The organism is Streptomyces sp. NPDC087787, from assembly GCF_044743035.1.
In the GTDB taxonomy this organism is placed as follows: Bacteria; Actinomycetota; Actinomycetes; order Streptomycetales; family Streptomycetaceae; genus Streptomyces.
In genome coordinates, this window is the sequence record NZ_JBIUVQ010000015.1 from 35,691 (window position 1) to 60,431 (window position 24,741).

The window sequence follows — 24,741 nt, forward strand, 5'->3', positions numbered from 1 at the left end:
GCCGGACGGGCCCGCCGGCGACGGGGACGACGGGTGAGAGGACGGTAGGCGGCCCGTCGCGTTGCCTCCGAGTCGGTGAGAGGCGGGTAAAAAGGGTGATCGTAGGCCCATTCGTCTCGATCGCGGGCCCGCGGCCTTGGCAGACTGGACGGGTGCCTCAGACTGTTCTCCTCGCCGAAGACGACCGTGCCATCCGTCACGCCCTGGAGCGTGCCCTGACGCTGGAGGGCTACGACGTGACGGCGGTCGCCGACGGCGTCGAGGCACTCGCCCACGCCCACAAGAGCCCGCCGGACGTCCTCCTCCTCGACGTGATGATGCCGGGCATCGACGGACTCCAGGTCTGCCGGGTGCTGCGCGCCGAGGGCGACCGCACCCCGATCCTCATGCTCACCGCCCTGGTGGAGACCGCCGACCGGATCGCCGGCCTGGACGCCGGCGCCGACGACTACGTCGTCAAGCCGTTCGACGTCGAGGAGGTCTTCGCCCGGCTGCGCGCCCTGCTGCGCCGCACCAGCCCGGTCGCTGTGGGCGCGGGTGGCGCGGGGGACGTACCGGCGAAGGAGCCGCAGGTGCCCGAGCGGCAGATCGAGGCGGCCGGGATCCGCATGGACCTCCAGGCCCGCCGGGTGTGGCGGGGCACGCGCGAGCTGGAGCTGACCCGCACCGAGTTCGAGCTCCTCGAACTGCTCGTCCGCAACGCCGGGATCGTGCTGGACCACTCCACCATCTACGACCGCATCTGGGGCTACGACTTCGGCCCCGGCTCCAAGAACCTCGCCGTCTACGTCGGCTACCTGCGCCGCAAGCTCGACGAGCCGAACGCGCCGCAGCTCATCCACACCGTCCGAGGCGTGGGCTACGTGCTCCGGGAGGACTGAGTGGGCCGCCTCGCGCGGCTGCTGGACAGACCGCGGCCCCGGCTGTCGTCGCTGCGGACCACGTTCGCGGTGTCGTTCGCCGTGGTGACCGCGGCTGTCACCGTCCTCGTCGGCATCCTGTCGTACAACTCCGCCGCCCGGCTGGTGCGGGTGGACCAGCAGTCGGTGTTCACGCAGGTCGTGCAGGACGTACGGGACGAGGTGCGGCGCTACCAGCTGATGCCCGCGGACTTCACCTCATCCCGTCCCGGGCACGAGCTGGTACGGCCCCACCGCACCAACGTGCAGGTGCTCGGCGCCCACGGCGAGATCGTCGACCACGGCACTCCGCCGCTGCCCGTGACCGCCGGGGACAAGTCCGTCGCCGCCGCCGCGAAGGCCGGCAAGGCCGTCGAGTACAAGGACGTGCACGTCGGGGGCGAGGTGTACCGGGTCGCGACGGTCGCCCTCGGCAGCGGACACGGCGCCGTGCAGGTCGCCCAGGAGTTCAGCGACACCGAGGACCTGCTGCGCGCGCTCCAGCAGCGCACGCTGATCCTGATGGTCGCCGTGGTGGTCGCGGCCGGTCTGTGCGGCTGGTGGCTGGCCCGCCGCATCACACGCCGGCTGGTGATCCTCACCTCCGCCGCCGAGGGCGTCGCCCGCACCCGGCGGCTCGGCGTCGAGGTGCCCGTCACCGGCTACGACGAGGTGGGCCGCCTCGGCCGCTCCTTCGACCGCATGCTGGGCCGGCTCGCCCAGTCCGAGGAGGACCAGCGCCGTCTGGTCCAGGACGCGGGCCACGAGCTGCGGACCCCGCTGACCTCCCTGCGCACGAACATCTCCCTGCTGCGCCGCATCGACGAACTGCCACCCGCCACCCGCGAGGAACTGGTCGCCGACCTGAGCCAGGAGGCCCGCGAGCTGACCGACCTGGTCAACGAACTGGTCGATCTCGCGGCCGGTCAGTCCGACACCGAGCCCGTGCAGCGGGTCGACGTCGCCGACATCGCCTGGGACGTCGCGGGACTGGCGCGTCGGCGCAGCGGACGCGACATCGTGGTCCGCTCCAGCGGCGACACCACGATCCAGGGCCGGCCGGGCATGCTCCAGCGGGCCATCTCCAACCTCGTGGAGAACGCCACCAAGTTCGACAGCGAGGGCAAGGCGCCCATCGAGATCGTCGTCGCCGGGCCCGCCCTCCCCCAAGCTCTCGGCTTCGCTCGAGCAGGGGGGACCCCCCTGGGCCTGGTCCGCGTCGAGGTCCTCGACCGCGGGCCCGGTATCGCCGCGGGCGATCTGATACGTGTCTTCGACCGTTTCTACCGCGCCGCCGACGCCCGTTCCCTGCCCGGCTCCGGCCTCGGTCTGTCCATCGTCCGCGAGGTGGCTCTGGCCCACGGCGGCGCGCCGTTCGCCTTCCGCCGTGAGGGCGGCGGATCGGTGATCGGGTTCACGGCGGGAGCGGAACGGGGCCACCAGGACAGGGGCGGCACGGCGACCGGGTCCCATGGCCCGGGCCGGGACGGGGGCCGCGGGGCCTGAGACGGGACACCCGCGGAGGACGGGGACAGCCGACGGGATCCGACCTCCGGAAGGCGCGCCGCCCGGGAAGTCGTGTCGGCCGGGAAGGCGTGTCTGCTAGGAAGGCGTGCCGGCGTACTCCCCGGTGGGCCGGGACTCCCCGCGGCGGGTGAGGGACGGCAGGGCGGGCGGGGTGAGGAAGCCCTCGGCGCGGGCGCTGGCGAGGCCGATGCGCGGGATGTCGCTGCTCTTGGCGAACAGCAGGAAGCGGGGCTCCCAGACCGGCCGGTACTTGGCGTTGGCGCGGTACAGCGACTCGATCTGCCACCAGCGGGAGAAGAAGGTGAGCACCGAGCGCCACAGCCGCAGCACCGGCCCGGCACCCAGCCGCGCCCCGCGTTCGAAGACCGAGCGGAACATGGCGAAATTCAGCGACACCCGCCGCACCCCGAACTCCCCGGCGCGCAGCAGCAGTTCGACCACCATGAACTCCATCAGGCCGTTCTCGCCGTCGCGGTCGCGTCGCATCAGGTCCAGCGAAAGCCCGTGCTCGCCCCACGGGACGAAGCTCAGCAGCGCCCGCGGCACCCCGTCGGCGTCCCGGCACTCCAGCATCACGCAGCGGCCGTCGGCCGGATCGCCCAGCCGTCCGAGCGCCATGGAGAAGCCGCGCTCGGTGGCGCCGTCGCGCCAGCGGTCGGCGCGCTCGACGAGCAGGGCCATCTCCTCGTCGGGGATGTCCTCGTGCCGGCGGACGCACACGGTGTAGCCGGCCCGGCGGACCCGGTTGTGGGCCTGCCGCACGACGCGCATGGCGCGGCCCTCCAGGCTGAAGTCGGCGACGTCGACGACGGCCTCGTCGCCGAGTTCGAGGGCGTCCAGGCCGTGCCGGGCGTAGATCGTGCCGGCCTCCTCGCTCGCGCCCATCACGGCGGGCGTCCAGGCGTGCCGGCGGGCCTCGGCCAGCCAGGCGTCGATGGCGCCGGGCCATGCCTCCGGGTCGCCGATGGGATCGCCGGAGGCCAGGCTGACCCCGCCGACGACGCGGTAGGCGACGGCGGCCTTGCCGGTGGGGGAGAAGATCGCGGCCTTGTCGCGGCGGAGCGCGAAGTAGCCGAGGGAGTCCCGTTCGCCGTGCCTGTCGAGCAGTTCGCGCAGCCGCTTCTCGTCCTCCTCGCCGAGCAGGGCACGGCCGCGCGGGGAGCGGAAGCAGGCGTACAGGACGAGCAGGAAGGTCGCCGCCATCGAGACGTTGAGGGTGATGTCGACCCAGTGGGGCACGTGCACGGCCGGGACGCGCTCGGCGAGCGGGCCGACGCTGACGCCGCGCAGCAGGACGTAGACGATCCGCTGGGCCAGGGACGCGCCGCCGTGTGCCTTGTTGGTGACGTCCACCAGCAAGGTGCCGAGGCCCGCGCTGACGAGGAGGCCGCAGGCGCCGACGGCGAGGGCGAGTCTCGGGTTGGAGCGGTCGCCGACGGCGTGGAACTCGCGCCGGCCGATCAGCAGCGCGGTCACGAAGAGGCCGGTGAGCGCCGCGGAGACCCAGTTGAAGACGTGGTCGTTGAACCGGTCCTGGGTCAGCGCGAGGACGTAGAGGGCGAACAGGGGCCCGGCGAGAATCAGGTTGAACGCCCAGGCGGCCCGTTTGCGGCGCCGCATCACCACGGCGAGGAACAGCGCGAGGGCCGCGGAGACCAGGCCGGCGGTGGCCAGGTACGGGGTGAAGAACTCACCGCCGTTGTGCTCGTGGACCTCCTCGCGGAACGGCAGCGAGAGCACCGCGACGATGTTGAGCACCGCGAGCAGCCGCAGGTACCAGACGGTGGCGGCGGCGGCCCGCGCCCGTGGCCGCAGGCCCGGCGAGGAACGTGCGGAGGCGTCGGCGGCACGCTGGGTGGGAACGACGGGAGGCTGCGGTTGCTGTGCGGGCATGGGTGACACGTCACCTCGGAGCGGGCCGGGCAAACCGGCGGGTACGGAACCGGCGGGGGCCAGAAGACCCGTGGGGGACAGCCGGACGGACGAGCGGCCGTACGTCCAGGCGATGGCGTCGACCCTACGGTCTGTAGGGTAACGGGGCCGGGTCGGCTTCTTGTCCGTTGTGCGTACGGAAAAGGTAAGGAAAGGGAACGAAGACGCGAGACCCTAGTCGGTGGGGAGCGAGGCCCGTGTGCGCCGGCCCTCGGCGGGAGCGCGGCGCGGTCCGCCGCCCGCGGCCGCGCGTCTGCGGGACGCCGTCAGCGACCAGGCCAGGTTGCCCACCGCCGCACCGGCCGCCACCGTGGCGACGATCACCCCGGCCGTGGCGAAACCGGCCCGGAACAGCCGCGGCCGCGGGTTGAGGCTGTGCAGCCCGAAGCCGCACAGCAGGTAGACCCCGACGGCGGCGGCGGTGAGACTGACGACGAGCAGGACGACGGTCGGCCCGAGCCCGCCCTGCGCGTTCTCCCCGGGCGAAGCACCGGGCCGTCCCGTAGCGCGTGCTTCCTGCATGGGTCCCCCGTCGATGGTTGAATGGCGAGCCGACCCCCTACAGTACGTAGGGCCGCTGCCGGAGGGAAACCCGTTCGGTCACCGGCCGTGTCCGGCCGCAACGCCATCGTCACCTTCGGTCGTGCCCCGCTGCTCCGGACGGGGGCCGCCGGACTGTGCTACCTTTTTGGTGTTGCAGTTGTGGTACCCATGAACCTATGTGCGCCTGACGGGAATGTTTCTCTCTCACAGGCGCATTATTTGTTTTACCGGCATCTCCGGATGGGGCCTCTGCCTACAGAAGGAGAAAGTCATGGCACAGGGAACCGTGAAGTGGTTCAACGCCGAAAAGGGTTTCGGCTTCATCCAGCAGGACGGCGGCGGCCCCGACGTCTTCGCCCACTACTCGAACATCGCGACCCAGGGCTTCCGTGAGCTCCAGGAGGGTCAGCGGGTCTCGTTCGACGTCACGCAGGGCCAGAAGGGCCCGCAGGCGGAGAACATCGTCCCCGCCTGATCGCCGGGCGCGTATCTGCTCACCGGGGTCGGCACCGACATGGTGCGGACCCCGGTTTGTGCTGTTTCGAGGAAGGCAGACTCCACCGCATGTCCCGCAGACCCCAGAAGCCGAACAACCGGCGCGCCTCGTCCCGTCCGTCGTCGCCCTCGTCGCCGTCCGCGCCGAGGGAGTTCCGGCTGCCGGAGAGTACGACACCCGCTCTTCCCGCCGTCGAGGACTTCGCCGCTCTGGACATGCCCGAGGAGCTGCTGAAGACCCTCACCGCGCAGGGCGTGACCGCGCCCTTCCCCATCCAGGCCGCCACGCTCCCCAACTCCCTCGCGGGACGTGACCTGCTGGGGCGTGGGCGTACCGGATCCGGCAAGACGCTCGCGTTCGGGCTGGCGCTCCTCGGGCGTACGGCCGGACTGCGCGCGGAGCCCAAGGCGCCCCTCGCGCTCGTGCTGGTGCCCACCCGTGAACTCGCCCAGCAGGTCACGGACGCGCTGACCCCCTACGCGGCGGCGGTCGACGTCCGGCTCGCCACCGTGGTCGGCGGGCTGTCCATCACGAAGCAGGCCGGTGCGCTGCGGCGCGGCGCGGAGGTGCTCGTGGCGACCCCCGGCCGGCTCAACGACCTCGTGGAGCGCGGGGACTGCGTACTCGACGGCGTACGCATCACCGTGCTGGACGAGGCCGACCAGATGACCGACATGGGCTTCCTGCCGCAGATCACCAAGCTGATCCAGCAGGTACGGCCCGACGGGCAGCGCATGCTCTTCTCGGCCACCCTGGACCGCAACATCGACCGCCTGGTGCAGCGGTTCCTGACCGACCCGGTGGTGCACTCCGTGGACCCGTCCGCGGGCGCGGTGACGACCATGGAGCACCACGTGCTCCACGTCCAGGACGAGACCGACAAGAAGGCGGTCACCACGCGCATCGCGGCCCGTGACGGCCGGGTCATCCTCTTCCTCGACACCAAGAGGTCCGCCGACCGGCTGGCCAAGCGTCTCCTCGCCGTCGGTGTCCGCGCGGCGGCACTGCACGGCGGACGCTCCCAGCCGCAGCGCAACCGCACCCTGGAGCAGTTCAAGAACGGCCAGGTCACCGCGTTGGTGGCGACGAACGTCGCGGCCCGGGGCATACACGTCGACGACCTCGACCTCGTGGTGAACGTCGATCCCCCGACCGACCACAAGGACTACCTCCACCGGGGCGGCCGCACGGCTCGCGCCGGCGGTTCCGGCAGCGTGGTCACGCTGGTCCTGCCCGACCAGAAGCGGGATGTCACCCGGCTCATGTCGGACGCGGGCATCCGCCCCCGGACGGCGAGCCTCAGGTCGAGCGACGCGGAGCTGGCCACCCTCACGGGCGCCCGCGAGCCGTCCGGCGTGGCCGTCACCATCGAGATCCCCCAGCCCACGACACCGGCGTCCGGCGCCGACCGCAAGACCGCCACGGAACCCGGCAGACGGCCCAGCCGCCGACGCCGCAACGGCGGCGGGAGCGGGTCGGGCCGGGGCGGTGCGGGCGGTGCCGGCGGTGCGGGCGGCCGTGCCTCGGCCGGTGCGGCCGGTGGTGGCTCCGCGTCGGGGTCGGGCGGGCGCGGTGGCGCCGGCCGCCGGGCGGGAGCGGGCGCGGCCAAGGGCGGCGCCGCCGGTACGGGCGGCCGCGGTTCCTCCGCCACCGGCGGCCGCGGTTCCGACCGCCGGACCGCGGCCGGCTCAGGCTCGGGTTCCGCCTCCGGTACGCCGGCCCGCGGTTCCGGCCGCCGCCCGGCAGCCGGCGGGAACACGCGCGGCTCGTCCGGCACCGGCGGCCGGGGCTCCGAGCGCCGGGGCTCCGCCACCTAGTACGGCGCCTCCCGCCGGCCGTCGATCCCGGCGACCAGTGTCTCGATGCGGACCTCGATCCCGCCACCGCGCGAGCGGTCACCGTGCGGGGCCGCGGTGCCCGGCCCATGCTGTATGGGAGGGGGTGCCGCGACAGAGGGAGTGGTGGGGATGCGAACCGTTGTGGACCTCACGCGCTGTCAGGGCTACGCACAGTGCGTCTTCCTCGCACCCAGGATGTTCGAGCTGCACGGCGAGGAAGGACTGCTGTACACCACGGCCATCCCCGACGACCAGGCCGATCGCGTGCGCCAGGCCGCGGCGGCCTGTCCGGTCCAGGCCATCCTCGTGGGCGAGGAGGTGAGCCCTGATGGCCGCCGGTGATCTCCGGGACGGCCGCATCGTCGTCGTCGGTGCTTCGCTGGCCGGGCTGAGGGCCGCGGAGACGCTGCGCGAGGAGGGCTTCACCGGCTCACTCACCGTGGTCGGGGACGAGCCCCATCCACCCTACGACCGGCCACCACTGTCGAAGCAGGTACTGCTCGGCCAGGCGACGGCGGACACCACCGAGCTGCCGATGCGCCGGAACCCGGACGCCGAGTGGCGGCTGGGAGTGGCCGCCACCGGCCTGGACCCTCTGGAGAAGCGGGTACTGCTGGCCGACGGGGAGTCGTTGCCGTACGACCGGCTGCTGATCGCCACCGGGACCCGGGCGCGGCCCTGGCCCAATCCGGCCGAGGGCGCCCTGGACGGGGTGTTCACCCTGCGCACGCGTGAGGACGCCGCGGGACTGGCCGAGCGGCTGGCCGCCGGGCCGGAGCGGGTGCTGGTGATCGGCGCCGGCTTCACCGGCTCGGAGATCGCCTCGGCCTGCCGGGAGCGGGGCATCGAGGTGACGGTCGCGGAACGCGGCCCCGCGCCGCTGGTGGGCGCCCTCGGCGGCACGCTGTCGAAACTCGCGGCCGTCATGCACCGCAACCACGGCGTGGACCTGCGCACCGGAGTGACGGTCACCGCCCTGCGCGGAAACGGCAGCTTCACCGGTGCGGACCTGTCCGACGGCACGCGTGTCGACGCGGACGTGTGCGTCGTCGCGCTGGGGGCAATCCGCAACATCGAGTGGCTGGCGGAGTCCGGGCTGGCGGCGGGCCCGCGCGGGATCGCCTGCGACGCCGGATGCCGCGCCTTCAACATGTACGGAATCGTCACCGACGACATCTTCGTGGCCGGCGACGTCTCCCGCTTCCCGCACCCCCTGTTCGGCTACCAGCTGCTCTCCCTGGAGCACTGGGGAAACGCGGTCGAGCAGGCCGGGGTGGCGGCCCACAACATGGTCAGTCCCGGGCCTCTGCGGCGCCCGCACCTGGCCGTCCCGACGTTCTGGTCGACCCAGTTCGGGCTCAACATCAAGTCGGTGGGCGTACCGACCTACTCCGACCACGTGGTCATCGCCCAGGGCTCCCTGGAGGCGCGTCGTCTGGCGATGGTCTACGGCTACCAGGGCCGGGTCACCGCCGCGGTCACCGTCGACATGGCCAAGTCGCTCGACTACTACCGGCACCTGATCGAGACGGCTGCTCCCTTCCCGCCCCCGCCCGGTGCGCAGGACCGTGCGATCGCGGCCGACGTCCCGATTCCGTCCGACGTGCCGGACCCGAAGGGGCTCTCCCACGGCCCCACCGTGGCGCTCACCGGCTACCTTCCCGACCGCCGGCTGACCGTGGTGTAGCCACGGGCTGACGCACGTCCCGTCCAACGACGAGGAGCCATCATGGACTCCGAGACCTTGCTGGCACGGATCACCGACTACGCCAGCCGCCCCGACCCCTATCCGCTGTACGCGGAACTCCGCGAGTCCGGACCCGCGGTGCGGCAGGCGGACGGCAGCTACCTGGTCGGCACCTACCACGAGATCGCCGCTCTGCTCCACGACCCGCGGATGAGTGTCGATCCCCGCCTCCGTGGCGAGGCGACACACAAGCCGCCCTTCCTGCGGCTCGACGACCCGGAGCACCACAGGCTCCGCACCCTGGCCATGCGGCCGTTCGGACCGCCGCACAGCCCGGACCGGGTCGACGGCATGCGCGGTGAGATCGATCGGATCACCAAGGAACTGACGGAGCCCTTGGAGGCCGGCCGGCAGATCGACATCGTCGACGATTTCGCCTACCCACTGCCCGTCGCGGTGATCTGCCACCTGCTGGGCGTGCCGCGCGAGGACGAGCCGCTGTTCCGGGCCTGGTCCGACGCTCTGGTCACAGCCGCCGACGTCAGGCCCGGGGAGGACACCACCGAGGCGGACAAGGCGGGCGAGCAGGCGCGGCTCGAGATGGGCGGGTACCTGGTGAACCTCGCCGAGCAGCGCCGTGGCCACCCGGGTGACGACATGCTCTCCGCCTTCGCCAACGAGCCGGATCCGGCCCTGCGGCTCACCCAGGAGGAACTCGCGGAGACGGCGGTGCTGCTCCTCATCGCGGGACACGAGACCACGGTCAACCTGATCACCAACGGTGTGCTCACCCTTCTGCGCCACACCGAGCATCTGGACCGCCTGCGCGGCGACCCCGGCCTGCTGCCGCGAGCGGTGGAGGAACTACTGCGTTACGAACCTCCGGTCCACATGCGCGAGCGCATCCCCCGCGACGACATCGACATGGCGGGCACCGTGCTCCCCAAGGGCACGTCCGTCGTCCTCGCGCTGGCCTCGGGCAACCGCGACCCCAAACGGTTTCCCGACCCCGACCGGTTCGACCCCGCACGCCCGGACGTCGAGCACCTCGGCTTCGGCGGTGGCATTCACCTGTGCTTCGGCGGCCCCCTGGCCCGTCTGGAGGCCCAGGCGGCGCTCGGCGCGCTCATCCCCCACCTGGGCACGGCGCGCCTGCTCGAGGACCCGCCCCCCTACCGGCAGAGCGCCATGCTCCGCGGTCCGCGCCACCTGCCCGTTCAGCTCTGACCAGCTCTGACGAGCTCTGACCGGACCTGTCGAGGAGGAGAACCGGCGTGAGCGTGTCCCAGGGAGCCCCTCGGGGTGTCATCCCCGCGCATCTGCTGAAAGGCCAGAAGGCACTCGTCACCGGCGCCAACTCGGGCATCGGCAAGGCGACGGCCATCGGCCTGGGACGCGCCGGAGCCGACGTGGTCGTCAACTACGTCGCCGGGCGCGAGGAGGCCGAGCGGGTGGTCGAGGAGATCTCCGCGTTCGGAGTGCGCGCGATGGCGTACGAGGCCGATGTGTCCGAGGAGGACCAGGTCGTCGCGATGGTCGAACGGATGGTTCGGGAGCTCGGGACCATCGACATCCTGGTGGCCAACGCCGGGCTGCAGCGCGACGCTTCGTTCACCGAGATGACGACGGCCCAGTGGCAGAAGGTGCTGGACGTCAACCTCACCGGCCAGTTCCTGTGCGCTCGGGAGGCGACGAAGGAGTTCCTGAGAAGGGGGGTCGTCCCCGAGGTGTCGCGAGCAGCCGGGAAGATCATCTGCATGAGCTCGGTGCACCAGCTCATCCCGTGGGCCGGGCACGTCAACTACGCGGCCTCCAAAGGTGGCGTGCGGATGATGATGGAGACGCTCGCCCAGGAGCTCGCACCCCGCAGGATCAGGGTCAACGCCGTTGCTCCGGGAGCCATCAGGACGCCCATCAACCGCGCCGCCTGGGACACTCCCGACGCCGAGAAGGATCTGCTGGGGCTGATTCCGTACGGGCGCGTCGGTGATCCGGAGGACATCGCCCACGCGGTCGTCGGGCTCGCCTCGGACCTCATGGACTACGTGGTGGGCACCACTCTCTACGTGGACGGCGGCATGACCCTCTTCCCGGGCTTCGCCACCGGCGGCTGAACCGCTCGCTCCTCACCCCCAGTCGCGCTGCTGGTCGAGGGCGTCGTCCAGCGTGGTGGCGGCCATGATCAGCGACAGATGCGTGAAAGCCTGCGGGAAGTTGCCCAGTTGCTCCCCACTGGGGCCGATCTCCTCGGCGAACAGGCCGACGTGGTTTGCATAGGTCTGCATCTTCTCGAAGGCGTAGCGCGCCGGACGAATCCGCCCGGCGCGGGCGAGAGCGTCCACATAGAGGAAGGTGCAGAGACTGAACGTGCCTTCGGAGCCCCGCAGACCGTCCGGGGAGGCCGCGGGGTCGTAGCGGTGGACGAGGCTGTCCGACACGAGCCTGCGCTCCATCGCGTCCAGGGTCGACAGCCAGCTCACCGTCCTGGGAGCCAGGAACCCGGCGCGCGGAACCAGCAGCAGCGAGGCGTCGAGGACATCGCTTCCGTAGTGCTGGACGAGGGCCTGCTCCTTCTCGTTCCAGCCCCGCTCCATCACCTGTTCGAGGATCGCGTCGCGAGCCGCGGTCCAACGAGGGGCGTCGGCGGGACGGCTGTACTCTCTCGCCAGGCGCAGTCCCCGGTCGAATGCCACCCAGGACATCACCCGGCTGAAGGTGAAGTCCTGGCGCCCGCCACGGGTCTCCCAGACGCCCTCGTCGGGGCGATCCCAGGAATCGGCCAGCCAGTCCAGCGTCCGCGCGATGTTCTTCCAGCCGTGGTAGCTGCCTCCCATGGCGACATCATGGCCCTCCGACAAGGCATAGAGGGCCTCCCCGTAGACGTCCAGCTGCAGCTGATCGGCCGCGGCGTTCCCCACCCGCACCGGATACGAACCCCGGTAGCCCTCGAAGTGCGAGAGGACCTCCTCCGGCAGCTCGGGATCCCCGTCGACGCGGTACATGATCTGCAGCGGCTCGCCGTCGACGCCCTCCCGGGCCTGGAGGCGGTCGCCCATCCAGCGCGTGAACTGCGCCGCCTCCTCGGCGAACCCGAGGTCGAGGAGGGCGCGCACGGACAGGGAGCCGTCGCGGACCCAGGTGTAGCGGTAGTCCCAGTTGCGTTCGCCCCCGATCTGCTCGGGCAGACCCATGGTGGCGGCGGCGACGGGAGCACCTGTGGGGGCGTAGGTGAGCAGCTTGAGCGTGATCGCCGAGCGGTGAACCACCCCCGGCCACCGGCCGCGGTACCGGGAGTGGCGCAACCAGCCGTGCCAGAAATCCACCACGTCCCAGAACCGTTCCACCGCCCGGTCCGGGGTGACCGGCGGCGGGGGGTCACCATCGGGCCCACCGACGGTGAACACCGCCGCGGCCACTTCACCCGGCCTCAAGGTCACCGCACCCCGCACGTCCCTGCCGTCCTGCCGCAGGGGGAAGGTGCTTTGCAGATGGGCGGTGACGTTCGGCGCGTGGAACGTGGCGGTACCGTCCCGCACATCGAGACGGTGGGTGGCACGGCCGTAGTCGAAGCGCGGACGGCACTCCAGAGCGAAGTGCACCGTGCCGCGCACCGCCCGCACGCCGCGTATCAGCACATGCCTGTCCGTGGGGGTGCCGGTGCGATCCGGTGGCATGCAGTCGAAGACCTCGCCGACCCCGTCCGGCGACATGAACCGTGTGACCAGGACCGCGGTGTCCGGGTAGTAGAGCTGCTTGTAAACGGTGTTCCGGCTTTCCGGCGCGAACAGGAAGTGGCCGCCGCGGTCGTGGTCGAGCAGGGCGGCGAAGACGGTGGGCGAGTCGAACCGGGGAGCCGCGAACCAGTCGACCACCCCGTGGGACGAGACCAGAGCGGCGGTCTGCAGGTCGCCGACGAGGCCGTGGTCGGCAATGGGCGGGTAACGATCCATGATCATCTCGCTTCCCTGATGCCACTGGTTCCACTGTCCGCCCCGTGCGACGAGGTCGCCACGGGATGCGGCACGAGGGGCGGGGGAATGCGACGGCCGCCGTCAGGAGGCGGGAACACCGGCACATGACGAGGGCGGGACCCGAAAGCCCCGCCCGAACCCGGCCGGTGGGCGGCGAGCCGTTCGCGCGCCTCGGTGCAGGTGTCCGTGTCGACCTCTGTGATCCAGGCCCGGCCGCGATTCCAGTACATCACGGTGTCCACCTCCGTTCGGCGAGGTTTCGAACAGCACCTGCCCTCTGCCCCCGGCAGGGGATGGACCCGCCGTTGGCCGGGTGGGGCCCAGCGCGGAGTACGGACGCCGGCGAACGTCGGGTGAGGGGTCCGAGGATCCCGGCCGGGACCCCCGCGTGCGGCAGTCCTTCTCATGCCGTCGTTCATGGGGCGAGGGAGAAGTAGTTCTCTTCTTCCTGGGTGAAGTGGAGGCGCAGCACGGTGTTCAGGCCGTAGAGGCACGAGCGCAGGTCGTCGAGTTGCTCGGAGGAGAGGCCCCCGCCTGTGTGGGCCAGTTGCAGGTGGGTGGCGACGCGGCGGGAGAGGCGTTCGATCTCGGTGTGGGCGCGGCTCATGGTGGCGGTCGCCTCGGGCCCGCCGAGCGTCGGTGCGAGGGCGGGGTAGAGCTCGTGTTCCTCGGCGTACTCGTGAGGCAGCAGCCGTTCGGTCAGCAGCCGGTGGGTCTCCTCCACCGCGGCGAGTGCCTCGGGGCCGGGGCTGTCGGAGAGGCGGTCGGCGGCGTCGCGTACGGATTCGAGGACGTCCTGGAGGTCGTCGTGTTCGGCGGCGAAGCGGTGGACGAGGGCTTCGGCGGCGGGGGTGAGGGCCGGCCGTGCGGTCTGGTCGACCCGCAGGGCGCGCAGGGCGTTGAGGATGACGGCGACGTCGATGCCCTCCTGGAGCAGGGCTCCGACTGCGGGCGGGAGGAGGCCGGCTGCGGCTGCGGCCATGGCGGCCAGGGACATCAGCATGCCGCCGAGGGCGCTTTGGACGGCGATGCGCCGGGCGCGCTGGGCGATGGTGACGGCGTCGGCGAGGCGGTCGAGGCGATCGGTGGTCAGCACAATGTCGGCGGCTTCGGAGGAGGCGGTGGAGCCGTGGGCGCCCATGGCGACGCCGATGTCGGCGGCGGCGAGGGCGGGGGCGTCGTTGACTCCGTCGCCGACCATGACGGTGACGGCGCGTTCGCGTTCGGCGCGGACGGCGGCGACCTTGTCGGCGGGGCTGAGTTCGGCGCGTACGTCGTCCAGGCCGAGGACGGCGGCGACTTCGTCGGCGGGTGCGGCGCGGTCGCCGGTGAGCATCAGCAGTCGTGCGATGCCTGCCGCGCGCAGGTGGCGCAGGGTGCGCGGCGCGTCGTGGCGGAGGGGGTCGCGCAGCAGGACGGCGCCGGCCAGGTGTCCGTCGACAGTGAGCCAGGCGACGGCCGCGCCGTCGAGGAGGGCGCGGTTGTCGACCGCCCTGGCCCAGGCCGGCCGTGCGTCCGCGGTGTTCGGACGGCCGACGGAGACCCGGTGCCCGTCCACCTTCCCGGTGGGGCCCCGGCCGGGTTCCTCGGTGACGTCGGAAGGGATCGACAGATCCAGCCCGCGTTCCCGGGCGGCGTCGACGATGGCCCGGGCCAGGACGTGCGGCGAGTACTGGTCGAGCGAGGCCGCCAGGCGGAGGACCTCGGTGGGCTTGAGGCCGGGGGCGGCGGTGACGTCGACGACGCGGGGGCGTCCCCCGGTGAGGGTGCCGGTCTTGTCGAGCAGGAGGGTGCGGGCGCGGCCGAGGTTCTCCAGCGCGCCGCCGTCGCGGATGACGACGCCGAGGCGGGAGGCGCGGGAGAGGCCGGAGACGATGGCGACCGGGGCGGCCAGCAGCAGGGGGCACGGAGTGGCGACCACCAGGACGGCGACCGCGCGTACCGCGGAGCCGCTGATCAGCCAGGCCAGTCCCGCCACCACCAGGGACAGGGGCAGGAACCAGACCGCGTACCGGTCGGCCAGCCGCACGACGGGCGCGGACTCGGCCCCGGCCTGCCGTGCCAGCCGCACGATCCCGGCGTACGTGCTGTCCCGCTCGGTGGCCGTGGCACGCAGCTCGAACGCGCCTCCGGCGTTGACCACGCCGCTGCGCACCGTCTCGTCCTGGGCCCGCTCGACCTGGAGGGGCTCACCGGTGAGCACCGACTCGTCGAGAACGGCGGCGGAGCTCTCCACACGGCCGTCGACGGGAACCACCTCGCCGGGGCCGACGACGAGAAGGTCACCGACGGTGACCTCGGCCAGCGGCACCGTGGCCACTCCGGCATCGGTGCGGCGGCGCGCGGAACGTGGTGCGTGTTCCAGCAGGGCACGCAGATCGTGGGAGGCCCGCCGCTGGGCCGCCGCCTCCAGGGTGCGGCCGGTGGCCAGCATCAGCGCGATCAGGGCACCGGCCAGGTACTCGTGGACGGCCAGGGTGCCGCCGAGTGCGAGTACCGCGATGAGGTCCACACCCGCGTGTCCGTGCCGCAGTGCGGCGAGCACCCATGCCACCGCGGGGACGATGGCGGAGAGGGTGCCCAGCCCCCAGAGGAGGTCGGCCAGACCGCCGGTACCCGTGAGCCAGGCGATACCGCCGGCGGTCAGGGCCGCCGCGGTGATGGCCAGGAGGACGGGTTCGAGCCGTGGGGACACGACCGCCGCGGTCGGGCGGCGCGGCCGTGTTGTGCGGGTGCGGTGGGTCATGGCGTACCTCGGTGCGTCCGGCGCGGCGATCGTGGGGCCGGTCCCCATCCATCGCATCGCATCACCGGGTGGGTGTGGCAGGGGACGGCCGGCCCTGCTTCAGGGCCGGACGGACGGTGCGTGCGCGTGCTGGTCATGGTCGGCCTGGTCGGCCCCGGTCGGTGTGGAGGGCCAGGCGGGGGCAGGCGGCAACGGCTTGGCGGGCGTGGACGCGCAGGTGGTCGGGCACGGCACGGTCGGGGGTTCCGTGGGCCCGCCGGCCCGGTCGAGGACCGTGGTGAGCGGCGTGCCGAGCGCGGCCTCCAGGACACCCGGAGCGGCGACGGCGCCGGAGACGGTGACGAGGGTGGTGCCGGGCTCGTCAGGGGTCCCCGCCTGCCGGAACCAGTCGGGCCCGTAGCGGGCGATGAGGGCGAGGTGGGCGAGGGTCTCGGCATTGTTCACGAGCGTGGGGCGCCGGGCGACGCCGCGTTCGCGGGTGCGCGGTGGGCTGCCCTGCGGGCGGGCCGGGCCCCCGTTGAGCCAGCGGACCAGTGAGGTCGACTCACTGGAGACGTAGGCGTGCGGACGCCCTCGACCGTGTATCCGGCCTGCCGCAGACCGCGCACCAGGGATTCCGCGATGCCGCGGTCGTCCTCCACGACCAATGCGTCGTCGCCCGGGGGGACGGGCAGGGGCCGTTCGGCCCGATGCGCCGCGCCGCATGGTGGGGGAGGCTGGAGGGACTCAAGGACGCGGTTGCGGGCCGGTGGCCGGCCGGCCGTGCGGCAGTCACGGTGTGCGAGGGAAGGGTGTTTCATGGTGAATCCGGTGGTCGTGGGAGTGGACGGCTCGTCCTCGAGTCTGGAGGCGGTGGAGACCGCGGCGCGCGAGGCCGCGCTGCGCGGGGCCGGGCTGCGGCTGGTGCACGCCTTCGGATGGCCGTCGCTGCACGTCCCGCCCGGTATGCACCCGTGGAACCCGAACACGGCGGGGCTGCGCGAGCTGGTGGACGGCACCCTGGCCGAGGCCGAGCGGCGGGCGCGTGACGCCGCACCGGACGTGGAGATCACGCGCGAGGTCGCCGTCGGCGAGCCGCTGATGGTGCTGGAGATCGAGTCGCGCACCGCCTCGCTGGTCGTGGTGGGCAGCCGTGGGCTGGGCGGGTTCGGCAGCCTGCTGCTGGGGTCCACCGCCGTGCACCTCGCCGCCCACGGCCACTGCCCGGTGCTGGTGGTGCGCGGCAGGCCGGACCCGGCCGGTCCCGTACTGCTCACGGTGGACGGCTCGCCTGCGGGCGAGGCAGCCGTCGAGTTCGCCTTCGCCGAGGCGTCGCTGCGCGGCGCCGACCTGGTGGCGCTCCACGTGTGGAACACCTGGAGCGAGCACGCCTACGAGGGTCCCGGTGATCCTCTGAACATGGTGGCCGACGTCGAACGGCTCCAGGAGGAGGAGCAGCGGCTGCTGGACGAGACGGTGGCTTCCTGGCAGGCGCGCCATCCCGAGGTCACCGTGGAGCGGCGCCTGGTGCGTTCCCGGATCCGCCCGGCCCTGATCGAGGCCAGCCAGGAGGCACAGCTGCTGGTGACCGGTGCCCGCGGCCGCGGAGGCTTCACGGGCCTCCTGCTCGGCTCCGTCAGCCAGGCTTTGCTGCACCACGCGCACTGCCCCGTCACCGTGGTCCGCGGCAAGGAGTGACCCGGACCGGCCGGGCGGTTCGCGGTTCGCCCGGCCGGTCATGCTGCACGGGCGGCCTGCCCGGCGCGGGGCGGGTGGGCGGGTGCGGGGTGGTCAGCGCAGCTGGTCGAGTGCCTTCTGGAAGGCGGCGGCGTGCTTGGCCTCGTCTGCGGCGGTGTCGCGGAAGTAGCGGGCGGCGGCGGTGTCGCCGACGGCGGTGGCCCGACTGGCGAACCCCGGGTACAGGGCGGTCGCCTCGTTGTGCTCACCGGTGATGGCCTTGCGCAGGTCGTCCCTGGTGCTGCGCACCAGACCGGCCAGCACCGCCTCGCCGGCGAGGTGCTCCTGCTGCTCGACCTTGGCCGTGCCCTCGAACAGGCGGGCCAGCGCGGCGTTGCCGGTCTGCCGGGCGTGGGCGGCGAAGAGCATGTACTTGGCGTGGGCGAGGGCCTCGCCGTGCAGGGCCGTGTCCAGGTTGGCCTTGGTGCGGGCGGCCTTCACCTTCGGCAGCCGGGCGGGCACCGGCACCGTATCGGCCTTCGGCGGTGCCGGGATGGTGCCGCGGCCGGTGGTCACGGCGGTGAGGGCTGTGCTGAAGGCGTCGCGGTGGCGTCCCTCGTCCGCGGCGATCTCGCTGAACAGCTTCGCGGCCTCCAGGTCCCCGTCCGCGCGGGCCTGCTCGGCGAAGCGGCGGTACATGACCTGGTGCTCGTAGGTCTCGCCGTTGATGGCCTGGCGCAGGTTGGCCGCGTTGCCGCCGACCAGGCCGGCGAGGGTGGCCGCCTCGCGCAGGTGCTCGTTCAGCTCGGTCCGCGCCGTGGAGCGGAGGAGCCGGCCGACGGCCGGGAGGCCCTGGCGGTCGGCCTCGGCGGCGAAGAGACTGTAGGCGGCGTAGGCGTACGCCTCGCCACGCATGGCGGCGTTCAGGTCGGCGAGAGTCTGCGCGTGGAGAGCCCGGGCGGCGGCGTGCGGTGCTGAGGACGCCCCGGCCGGATCACCCCCGGCCAGGGCCGGCGCCGCCGGCGCCGCCGCGGCCAGCGCGCACAGACCCACTACGAACGTACGTGTCGAATGGCGGAACACGATGTCCTCCTTTTGGGGGCCTCTTGGGTGACGGCGCCCCGCCCCCATACGACCCGCACCTGTGCTCCGTTGCTCCCTTGGAGTAGCCCCTTCGGGTGACTGACGGAACGTGGCTGGGATTCGGCGTGCGGCATGTCCCGCACGCGTGCTATCGCTCCGCTCCGGAGGGCCCCGGGAGAAGCCCCTCCGCACCGGATTTCCGCCGACGGCCTCCGTCGCGGTGCCGTCACCGAGGCCCTGCGCGTCGGCCGTTCGGGTGACGAGCCGGGCGCCCCGGTTCTTCTGCCGCGCTGGTGGCGTGCGCGTGCCGGGGCGGTGCGAGGCGGCATGCCGGGTTCATGGCGACTGTCGTGGCGGTGGTTGCGGCACTGGCAGCCGCCTGCTGCTTCGCCGTCGCAGCCGTCATGCAGCAGGCCGCCGCGGCCTCGGGGCCCGAGAGCGCGTCCCTGCGCCCGCGCCTGTTCCTGGACCTGATGCGCAGACCGCTGTGGCCGGCGGGGCCGCGATGTCGGTCCTCTCCTACGTCATCCAGGGCGTCGCCCTGGCGTTCGGTTCGCTCGTGCTCGTGCTGCCGCTGGCCGCGCTGGACCTCGTCTTCGCACTGCCCATGGTCGCCTGGCGCCGCAGGAAGCGACTCACCCGCAGGGAGGCGGTGGGCGCGCTGTGCACGGCGGGAGGCGTGGCCGCCTTCCTGGCGGTGTTGCCGCCGTCCACGGGAATCGTTCCACCGGTCAGTCCCTCTGCCCGGTCAGCTTGCCGCCGCCCTCAAGGCCCACATGAAGGAGTTCTCACCGGTGGAGGTCACGCTGCCCTGGGCCAAGCCCGACGGTGAGCCGAAGATCTTCCGCCTGCTCTTCGTCGACGAGAAACGTCGGGCCTGCCATGCGGGGGGAGAGCATCAAGGCGTTCTCGGAGTACCTCGGTCACTCGGACCCGGGCTTCGCGCTGCGGACGTACACGCACCTGCTGCCGTCCAGCGAGACCCGCACCCGCAAGGCGATCGACGACGCCTTCACCGAAGCCGAAGCCGAAGCCGAGGCCGAGGTCGAGGCGGAAGAGGAAGACGACGGCCGGACGCCGGACGCGCCCGTCACCCAGGGCACATCAGTGCCCCCGCCGAAACCGATGTGCCCTCGATGTGCCCTGGCCGCCTCACGGCCCCCGCCGGCACATGACGAGGGCGGGACCCGAAAGCCCCGCCCGAACCGCATAAAACCCCAGGTCAGGGCCACACCAGGCAGTACGGCTGGTGCCCCGCCTCATGCAGCCGGTGCGAGAAGTCCTGCCACTCGTGCAGTAGCTGGTACACGTTGAAGGCGTCGCGGGGGCCGCCGCGGTCCGGGACCGTGGACCAGATGAAGGCGGCCGCGCCGACCGCTTCCTCGCCGATGTCGCGCAGGGGGTCCACCGCGGTCGTCGGGAGTTTCACGACCGCGTAGTCGGGGTGCAGGACGACCAGCTCGAGCGGCGGCACCTTGTGCAGCGGCACGCCCTCGATGCCGGTCAGCACCATGGCGGCCATCGTCTCCGGCTTGATCTTGGTGAACATGCCGCCCATGCCGAGTTCGTCGCCACCGAGTTCCTCGGGGCGCATCGAGATCGGGACGCGGGCCGCCGTCGCGCCGTCGGGCGCGCCGAAATACTTGTACGTCACCCCCACCCGACCACCATTCCCGCTCCCTGCCCCCAGCAGCTCGGCCCGGCGGTCGCCCCGCCGGTCGCTCCGCTCGGACTCACCCGGTACATCCCGTGCCTGGCCTGCTTCGCTCGCTTCCTCAGCGTCGCGTCGGTGCCTTCCCCGCCGGGCACGTCGAGGACCCAGGCCGTCAGTCCCCTCGCCCAGTCCGCCACCGCGATGCATATCTCCACCCGACCGCTTTCTAGGACGCGTCGCCCCCGCCGCGCAACCCGATCATCGTGTCAGTGACCTCCCCCGCGGCCGCTCGCCGAAACGTGCGCCGAAACATCTGCCCGCGGGATCTTGGCGGCCCCGACACGACCCTTCGCTTGTTCATACGTACGCGGAGCCCAGTTTCGCAGATGGGCCGCCGGGAATCCGCGAATCCACCGCTCGTCGTACCTGGATCCGGCCGGGCCGGCCGCTCCGCCCCCGGTCCGCCGCCGTCGCTGGCCTACCCTGAACAGGTCACAGCCCACCGTATTCCGGAGAACCCCCGAGAAGTCGGAGAAGTCGCAGGTCATGAGCGAACTGCCCTATCCCTACGAAGCCCCTGTCTCGCAGGCGCTGTTCGACCGTGCGGCGGCCGTCACGCCCGGCGGTGTGAACTCGCCGGTGCGCGCCTTCCGCGCCGTGGGCGGCACGCCCCGGTTCATGGTCTCCGGCAGCGGTCCGTACCTGAAGGACGCCGACGGCCGGGAGTACGTCGACCTCGTGTGCTCCTGGGGTCCGATGATCCTCGGGCACGCGCACCCCGAGGTGATCGCCGCCGTGCAGGAGGCGGTCGCGCACGGCACCTCCTTCGGGACACCCGGTGAGGGCGAGGTCGCGCTCGCCGAGGAGATGGTGAACCGGGTCGGCCCGCTGGAGCGGGTGCGGCTGGTCTCCAGCGGCACCGAGGCCACCATGTCCGCGATCCGGCTCGCCCGCGGGTTCACCCGGCGGTCCAAGGTGGTCAAGTTCGCCGGGTGCTACCACGGGCACGTCGACTCCCTCCTCGCCGCGGCCGGCTCGGGTCTCGCCACCTTCGCCCTGCCCGACACCCCCGGCGTCACCGGCGCGCAGGCCGGCGACACGATCGTGCTGCCGTACAACGACCTCGACGCGGTGCGCGCCGCCTTCGCCGCCCACCCCGGCGAGATCGCCTGTGTGATCACCGAGGCCTCGCCGGGCAACATGGGCGTGGTGCCGCCGCTGCCCGGGTTCAACCAGGGACTCAAGGACCTCTGCGGCGAGAACGGCGCCCTGTACATCTCCGACGAGGTCATGACGGGCTTCCGCACCAGCCGGGCCGGGTGGTACGGCGTCGACGGGGTCGAGCCCGACCTGATGACCTTCGGAAAGGTGATGGGCGGCGGGTTCCCGGCCGCCGCGTTCGGCGGGCGCGCCGACGTCATGGCGCATCTCGCCCCCGCCGGGCCCGTCTACCAGGCCGGCACCCTCTCCGGGAACCCCGTCGCCACGGCCGCCGGCCTCGCCCAGCTCCGCCTGCTCGACGACGCCGCGTACAGCACGGTCGACTCCGTCTCGCGGCAGATCCAGGCCATGGTCTCCGAGGCGCTGACCAAGGAGGGCGTGGCGCACACCCTGCAGAACGCCTCCAACATGTTCTCCGTGTTCTTCACGGACCGCCCGGTGCGCGACTACGAGGACGCCAAGGCGCAGGAGTCGTACCGCTTCACCGCGTTCTTCCACGCGATGCTGGCGAACGGCGTGTACCTGCCGCCGTCGTCCTTCGAGTCGTGGTTCGTCTCCACCGCGCACGACGAGACGGCCCTCCAGCGGATCGCCGACGCCCTTCCGGCGGCGGCCCGTGCGGCGGCGGAGGCGACGGCATGAGCGAGACCCCCGAGAAGAACGGCCAGGACGACATCACCGTCGTCCATCTGATGCGGCACGGCGAGGTCGAGAACCCGGACGGGATCCTGTACGGGCGGCTGCCCGGCTACCACCTGTCCGAGCTCGGCCTGAAGATGGCCGAGCGGGTCGCCGAGCACCTCGCTCCCCGCGACATCACCTACGCCGTCGCGTCCCCGCTGGAGCGGGCGCAGGAGACGGCGACGCCGATAGCGAAGGCGCACGGACTCGACCTGGCCACCGACGAGCGGCTGATCGAGGCGGACAACGTCTTCCAGGGCAAGACCTTCGGCATGGGCGACGGCGCGCTGCGCCGGCCCGGCAACTGGAAGCACGTGGTCAACCCGTTCAAGCCGTCCTGGGGCGAGCCGTACATCGACCAGGTGGTGCGCATGATGGGCGCGCTGAACGCGGCGAAGGACAAGGCGCGCGGGCACGAGGCGGTGCTCGTCAGCCACCAGCTGCCGATCTGGATCGTGCGCTCCTACGTCGAGCGGAGGCGGCTGTGGCACGACCCGCGCAAGCGGCAGTGCACGCTCGCCTCGCTGACGACGTTCACCTACCGGGGCGACCGGATCGTCTCCGTCGGCTACACCGAGCCGGCCCGCGATCTGGTGCCGGCCCATCTCCTCGCGGGCGCCAAGCCGGTGAAGGGGCAGGGCAAGGCGTTCGGCGCGTAAGGACGCCCCTGCCTGTGCCTTTGTTGTGAATTTCATATTGGTTCGCGGAACCCCTGCGTTCGTCACTGCCTCTGAGTGAGTGACCATCGGCGGCAGTGACGAATCGGGGATCTTTCATGCGCACCTTCTCCCGAAGGGGAATACTCGGCCTCGGCGCGGGCGCCGCGGCCGCCGCCGGGCTGGCGGGCTGCGGCTCCGTCAAGTCCCCGCACCCCGGACGCGCCACGGGGTCCCCCAGCGCGAGCACGCCCACCCCGAGTGCGCCCACCACACCTCCCGCGCGCCCCATCGGCGACGGCTCGACCTCGTTCGCCGGCAAGCAGCCGCTCCAGCCGGCCGCGCCGGTCCCGCTGGAGCCGGGCGAGACCCCGCCGCAGTTCGTCGTCTTCTCCTGGGACGGGGCAGGCGAGGTCGGCAACGGCCTCTTCCCGCGCTTCCTCGACCTGGCCAAGGAGCACGAGGCGCACATGACCTTCTTCCTCTCCGGGCTCTACCTGCTGCCCGAGTCGAAGAAGCGCCTGTACGACCCGCCGAACAACCCGCGCGGTGCCTCCGACATCGGCTACCTGACCGACGACCACGTCAAGGCCACGCTCACCAACGTCCACCGCGCCTGGCTCGAAGGCCACGAGATCGGCACCCACTTCAACGGCCACTTCTGCTCCGGCCACGGCACGGTCGCGAACTGGACGCCCAAGCAGTGGCGCAGCGAGATCGACCAGGCCAAGTCCTTCGTCAAGGAGTGGCGGACCAACACCGGCTGGAGCGATCTGCCGGCCCTGCCCTTCGACTACGACAAGGAACTCGTCGGCGGCCGCACCCCCTGCCTGCTCGGGCAGAACCAACTGCTGCCCACCGCGCGCGAACTCGGCTGGCGCTACGACGCCTCCTCGCCCGGCGGCCGCCAGACGTGGCCGGACAAGCGGCTGGGCATCTGGGACCTGCCGTTGCAGCAGATACCCTTCCCCGGCCGCCGGTTCGAGGTCCTCTCGATGGACTACAACATGCTGGCCAACCAGTCCGTCAACTCCACCAACGCGCCCGCCCACAACTACCCGGGCTGGCGCAAGCAGTCCGCACAGGCCTACATCCAGGGCTTCAAGCGGGCATATGAGACAAACCGGGCGCCGTACTTCATAGGCAACCACTTCGAACAGTGGAACGGCGGCATCTACATGGACTCCGTCGAGGAGGCCTTCCGGCACATCGCGCGGGAGAAGGAGAAGGGCGCCGACGTGCGCATGGTCTCCTTCCGGCAGTTCGTCGACTGGATGGACGTGCAGAAGCCGGAGGTGCTCGCCAAGCTGCGCACCCTCGACGTCGGGCAGCGGCCGACGGGCGGCTGGAAGGAGTTCCTCGGGGACGCCCCCGGCGCCGGCACGCCCAGCGCGGGGGACCCCTCGAACCCCGCCTGAAATGCGGTTTTCCGGCCGTGAGGGGGGTGCGCAAGATCCCCGGAAGGGGCATGCGAAACTTTTCACATGAGTGCCGTCAGTCGTGCCCCCCAGTGCTCGAACCGGGCGAACCGCGCACCCCGTCCGCACCGCACGCGTCCGAGCCGCGTCCGTGGCCGCGCCGCCCTGCTCGCCGCCGGGAGCGCCGCGCTGGCACTCACCCTGTCCGCCTGCGGCTCCGGCGGCACCTCCGGCGGCTCGGGCAACACCAACTTCATCACCGGCGCCGACGGCATCGCGACCGTGCCGAAGGCCGACCGCAAGCCCGCCCCCGACCTGTCCGGCAGGACTCTCGAGGGCAAGCAGCTCGACATGGCCGCGTACAAGGGCAAGGTCGTCGTCCTGAACGTCTGGGGCTCCTGGTGCTCGCCGTGCCGGGCCGAGGCGCCCAACCTGGTGAAGGTGGCCAAGGACACCGCCGGCAAGGACGTGCGGTTCGTCGGCATCAACACGCGCGACACCAGCACCCAGCCGGCCCTCGCGTTCGAGAAGCAGTTCGACGTGCCGTACCCGAGCCTGTACGACCCGGCCGGCAAGCTCATGCTCCGCTTCAAGAAGGGCACCCTGAACCCGCAGATGATCCCCACCACGATCATCGTCGACCGGGACGGGAAGATCGCCGCGCGCGCCCTCCAGGCGCTCAGCGAGAACAAGCTGCGCAAGATGCTCGACCCGGTCGTCGCGGAGAAGTGAG

The 24,741-nt window shown here is 72.1% G+C and carries 21 protein-coding genes and 1 pseudogene; 14 read left to right on the forward strand and 8 right to left on the reverse strand.

Annotated features, from left to right (window positions below):
• Positions 1-152: 152 nt before the first annotated feature.
• Positions 153-881, forward strand: coding sequence for a response regulator transcription factor (locus ACIOWN_RS23320; protein ID WP_100572391.1), 729 nt, complete (start codon positions 153-155; stop codon positions 879-881).
• Positions 882-2,405: an ATP-binding protein gene (locus ACIOWN_RS23325; RefSeq protein ID WP_401983274.1), complete on the forward strand. Its 1,524-nt coding sequence runs from the start codon at positions 882-884 to the stop codon at positions 2,403-2,405.
• 96 nt (positions 2,406-2,501) lie between these two features.
• Here the strand turns inward: ACIOWN_RS23325 and ACIOWN_RS23330 are convergent, their stop codons facing one another.
• Together ACIOWN_RS23330 and ACIOWN_RS23335 are read right to left on the reverse strand one after the other, a co-directional pair.
• Positions 2,502-4,319: a phosphatidylglycerol lysyltransferase domain-containing protein gene (locus ACIOWN_RS23330; protein ID WP_401983275.1), complete on the reverse strand. Its 1,818-nt coding sequence runs from the start codon at positions 4,317-4,319 to the stop codon at positions 2,502-2,504.
• A 213-nt stretch (positions 4,320-4,532) separates the two neighbouring features.
• Positions 4,533-4,880: a hypothetical protein gene (locus ACIOWN_RS23335; protein ID WP_362355811.1), complete on the reverse strand. Its 348-nt coding sequence runs from the start codon at positions 4,878-4,880 to the stop codon at positions 4,533-4,535.
• Between the two features lie 292 nt (positions 4,881-5,172).
• Here ACIOWN_RS23335 and ACIOWN_RS23340 point away from each other — a divergent pair, with 292 nt between their 5' ends.
• The 6 genes from ACIOWN_RS23340 (at position 5,173) to ACIOWN_RS23365 (ending at position 11,036) form a co-directional block, all read left to right on the forward strand.
• Positions 5,173-5,376, forward strand: coding sequence for a cold-shock protein (locus ACIOWN_RS23340; RefSeq protein WP_023544341.1), 204 nt, complete (start codon positions 5,173-5,175; stop codon positions 5,374-5,376).
• 89 nt (positions 5,377-5,465) lie between these two features.
• Positions 5,466-7,214: a DEAD/DEAH box helicase gene (locus ACIOWN_RS23345; RefSeq protein WP_401983276.1), complete on the forward strand. Its 1,749-nt coding sequence runs from the start codon at positions 5,466-5,468 to the stop codon at positions 7,212-7,214.
• 150 nt (positions 7,215-7,364) lie between these two features.
• Positions 7,365-7,577 (forward strand): ferredoxin, encoded by a 213-nt coding sequence (locus ACIOWN_RS23350; protein WP_362355815.1) that lies wholly within the window; start codon positions 7,365-7,367, stop codon positions 7,575-7,577.
• On the forward strand, positions 7,564-8,922 hold the full coding sequence (locus ACIOWN_RS23355; RefSeq protein ID WP_362355817.1) for an FAD-dependent oxidoreductase: 1,359 nt from the start codon (positions 7,564-7,566) through the stop codon (positions 8,920-8,922). The genes ACIOWN_RS23350 and ACIOWN_RS23355 overlap by 14 nt, the downstream gene beginning before the upstream one ends.
• Before the next feature lie 42 nt (positions 8,923-8,964).
• Positions 8,965-10,149 (forward strand): cytochrome P450, encoded by a 1,185-nt coding sequence (locus ACIOWN_RS23360; RefSeq protein ID WP_362355819.1) that lies wholly within the window; start codon positions 8,965-8,967, stop codon positions 10,147-10,149.
• Positions 10,150-10,196: 47 nt separating this feature from the next.
• Positions 10,197-11,036: an SDR family oxidoreductase gene (locus tag ACIOWN_RS23365; RefSeq protein WP_362355821.1), complete on the forward strand. Its 840-nt coding sequence runs from the start codon at positions 10,197-10,199 to the stop codon at positions 11,034-11,036.
• A 12-nt stretch (positions 11,037-11,048) separates the two neighbouring features.
• On the opposite strand, the gene ACIOWN_RS23370 is transcribed toward ACIOWN_RS23365, so the two are convergent.
• The 3 genes from ACIOWN_RS23370 to ACIOWN_RS23380 all read right to left on the reverse strand — a co-directional run bounded on the left by ACIOWN_RS23370 (position 11,049) and on the right by ACIOWN_RS23380 (position 16,083).
• Positions 11,049-12,872 (reverse strand): glycoside hydrolase family 15 protein, encoded by a 1,824-nt coding sequence (locus ACIOWN_RS23370; RefSeq protein WP_362355896.1) that lies wholly within the window; start codon positions 12,870-12,872, stop codon positions 11,049-11,051.
• Positions 12,873-13,308: 436 nt separating this feature from the next.
• The gene (locus tag ACIOWN_RS23375) at positions 13,309-15,639 is read right to left on the reverse strand and encodes a heavy metal translocating P-type ATPase (RefSeq protein ID WP_401983322.1); all 2,331 of its coding nucleotides are present in this window, start codon (positions 15,637-15,639) and stop codon (positions 13,309-13,311) included.
• A gap of 99 nt (positions 15,640-15,738) precedes the next feature.
• Positions 15,739-16,083: an SLBB domain-containing protein gene (locus tag ACIOWN_RS23380; protein ID WP_362355823.1), complete on the reverse strand. Its 345-nt coding sequence runs from the start codon at positions 16,081-16,083 to the stop codon at positions 15,739-15,741.
• Positions 16,084-16,437: 354 nt separating this feature from the next.
• On the opposite strand from ACIOWN_RS23380, the gene ACIOWN_RS23385 reads away from it, so the two are divergent.
• Positions 16,438-17,316, forward strand: a complete 879-nt coding sequence (locus tag ACIOWN_RS23385; protein WP_362355825.1) for a universal stress protein — start codon at positions 16,438-16,440, stop codon at positions 17,314-17,316.
• A 93-nt stretch (positions 17,317-17,409) separates the two neighbouring features.
• On the opposite strand, the gene ACIOWN_RS23390 is transcribed toward ACIOWN_RS23385, so the two are convergent.
• Together ACIOWN_RS23390 and ACIOWN_RS23395 are read right to left on the reverse strand one after the other, a co-directional pair.
• On the reverse strand, positions 17,410-18,378 hold the full coding sequence (locus ACIOWN_RS23390) for a ferritin family protein (RefSeq protein WP_362355827.1): 969 nt from the start codon (positions 18,376-18,378) through the stop codon (positions 17,410-17,412).
• 519 nt (positions 18,379-18,897) lie between these two features.
• The gene (locus ACIOWN_RS23395) at positions 18,898-19,092 is read right to left on the reverse strand and encodes a hypothetical protein (protein ID WP_401983327.1); all 195 of its coding nucleotides are present in this window, start codon (positions 19,090-19,092) and stop codon (positions 18,898-18,900) included.
• Here ACIOWN_RS23395 and ACIOWN_RS23400 point away from each other — a divergent pair.
• Positions 19,089-19,530 (forward strand): annotated as a pseudogene (locus tag ACIOWN_RS23400) (site-specific integrase); the annotation flags it as partial. The gene ACIOWN_RS23395 and the pseudogene ACIOWN_RS23400 sit on opposite strands and share 4 nt — an antisense overlap.
• Before the next feature lie 70 nt (positions 19,531-19,600).
• On the opposite strand, the gene ACIOWN_RS23405 reads toward ACIOWN_RS23400, so the two are convergent.
• Positions 19,601-20,239, reverse strand: a complete 639-nt coding sequence (locus ACIOWN_RS23405) for a hypothetical protein (RefSeq protein ID WP_362355829.1) — start codon at positions 20,237-20,239, stop codon at positions 19,601-19,603.
• 339 nt (positions 20,240-20,578) lie between these two features.
• On the opposite strand from ACIOWN_RS23405, the gene hemL reads away from it, so the two are divergent.
• From hemL to ACIOWN_RS23425, 4 genes are all read left to right on the forward strand, one after another.
• The gene (hemL, locus tag ACIOWN_RS23410) at positions 20,579-21,895 is read left to right on the forward strand and encodes a glutamate-1-semialdehyde 2,1-aminomutase (RefSeq protein ID WP_362355831.1); all 1,317 of its coding nucleotides are present in this window, start codon (positions 20,579-20,581) and stop codon (positions 21,893-21,895) included.
• Positions 21,892-22,593 (forward strand): histidine phosphatase family protein, encoded by a 702-nt coding sequence (locus ACIOWN_RS23415; RefSeq protein WP_362355833.1) that lies wholly within the window; start codon positions 21,892-21,894, stop codon positions 22,591-22,593. Before hemL ends, ACIOWN_RS23415 begins: the two co-directional genes overlap by 4 nt.
• Before the next feature lie 116 nt (positions 22,594-22,709).
• Positions 22,710-24,008: a hypothetical protein gene (locus ACIOWN_RS23420; protein ID WP_401983277.1), complete on the forward strand. Its 1,299-nt coding sequence runs from the start codon at positions 22,710-22,712 to the stop codon at positions 24,006-24,008.
• Between the two features lie 66 nt (positions 24,009-24,074).
• On the forward strand, positions 24,075-24,740 hold the full coding sequence (locus ACIOWN_RS23425) for a TlpA family protein disulfide reductase (protein WP_401983278.1): 666 nt from the start codon (positions 24,075-24,077) through the stop codon (positions 24,738-24,740).
• Position 24,741: the final 1 nt, after the last annotated feature.